This window comes from Olsenella sp. SW781 (assembly GCF_012027725.1).
Taxonomy (GTDB): domain Bacteria; phylum Actinomycetota; class Coriobacteriia; order Coriobacteriales; family Atopobiaceae; genus Thermophilibacter.
Window position 1 is genome coordinate 1 of the sequence record NZ_SJOU01000031.1, and the last position, 1544, is coordinate 1544.

2 protein-coding genes are annotated in these 1544 nt (G+C 65.7%); both read left to right on the forward strand.

Annotated elements, in window-relative coordinates; all coding sequences use genetic code 11:
- Positions 1-510: 510 nt before the first annotated feature.
- A complete protein-coding gene (locus E0L17_RS11175) occupies positions 511-723 on the forward strand; it encodes a helix-turn-helix domain-containing protein (protein WP_286163468.1) in 213 nt (70 codons plus the stop codon).
- 123 nt (positions 724-846) lie between these two features.
- Positions 847-1544, forward strand: a 698-nt coding sequence (locus E0L17_RS10850; RefSeq protein WP_206109136.1) for an IS3 family transposase, incomplete at its 3' end; no start/stop codon positions are given.

Consider the following 1544-nt stretch of genomic DNA (forward strand, 5'->3'; position numbering starts at 1 on the left):
TGTATAGCTCCCATTAAGCAAAGCCCCGTGTCTGAACAGGAAGAGATTCTGCAAAATGCGTCTCAACCTGGCGAGGGAAGAGGCCTTTAATGGCCAGGAATCCTATCCGAAGCAAGGAGACGACGATCGTCGCTCTTCCCCTGAGAGGGCCTTGAGCATAGATAGACAATAAAAAAGGGCCCCGCTCGGGACTGAACTGCCTCCCATTTCTTGGACATGGAAATAGAAGTCCGGGAGATGGGAGGCTTTCCATGTCCGTCGACCTGCGGCGCAGGCACGACCGCAAGCTCAGGGAGCTCGCCGCCGACATGTTCGCGGAGGGGCGGGGATCTGTCGCCAAGGTCCTCGGGATTCCGGAGGAGGCCGTGAGAAAATGGCAGCAGACGTACCGGTCCTTGGGGAGGGACGGCCTGCTGAACATGGGCAAGACGCACGCGAGATACGGCTTCGAGACCAAGGTCGCCGCGGCAAGCGCCGTGGTCGACGGCGGCATGGCCAAAGGCCGAGGCGATGGCGCGCTACGGGATAGCGAGCCTCTCGCCGCTGAAGCGGTGGTGTCGCCTCCACCGCGAGGGCGGGGCCGAGGCGCTCAGGCCCAAGCCGAAGGGCAGGCCAAGGGGGTCGGGCGCCGGGGCGGCGCCGATGACCCGCGAGCAGGAGCTCGAGCGCGAGGTCAGGCGGCTCGAGGCCGAGGTGGCGTACCTAAAAAATCGATGGCCCTGAAGGCGGAGCTCCGCTCCCGAACCGGGAGAAGGCCCTAGCGGTCGCCGAGCTTTCAGGGCAGGGACACGACCTCGCCGACCTGCTGGGGCCGCCGGGCTCGCCAGGTCGAGCTACTACTACGCGCTGGCGCACCCGAAGGGGCCGACCAGGCCGGAGCTCCGGCCGAGGGTCGCCGAGATATTCGGCAGGCTCCCCAACGGCGTGGGCCACCGGCAGATAGCGATGGAGCTGAGGGCCGTGGACGGCGAGCGGATAGCGGACAAGACGGTGCTCAAGATGATGCGCGAGATGGGGCTGCGCTGCGGGATCAGGCGCGAGACCGACTACCACAGGTACAACTCGTACAGGGGGGAGGCCGGCGAGACCTTCGAGAACGTGCTCGGCCGGGGCTTCGCCGCCGACGGCCCGTGGCAGAAGATGGGCACCGACGTCACGGAGTTCAGGCTCTCCTTCGGCAAGGCCTACCTCGCGCCGGTCTACGACTTCGGCAGCAAGGAGATAGTGGCGCACTCCATATCACTGCACCCGGACCTCGCCCAGCAGGGGGAGATGCTGGACATGCTCGAGGCCGCCATGCCCGAGGGCGCTGCGCCGGTCATGCAGATGGACATGGGGTGGCAGTACCAGCACCCGTCCTTTACGGGGAGGCTGCGCGGCATGGGCGTCACCCAGAGCATGTCGCGCAAGGGCAACTGCATCGACAACGGAGCCACCGAGCAGGTCTTCGGCCACATCAAGGACGAGTTCTTCCGCGGGCGCGACTGGGACGACTTCGAGTCGTTCAAGCGCGACCTCGAGGAGTACATCATCCACTGGAACGG

What these genes read in the sequence shown, in the direction of transcription:
- E0L17_RS11175 (WP_286163468.1), top strand. Translation starts at nt 511, where the DNA reads ATGGCGCGCTACGGGATAGCGAGCCTCTCGCCGCTGAAGCGGTGGTGT.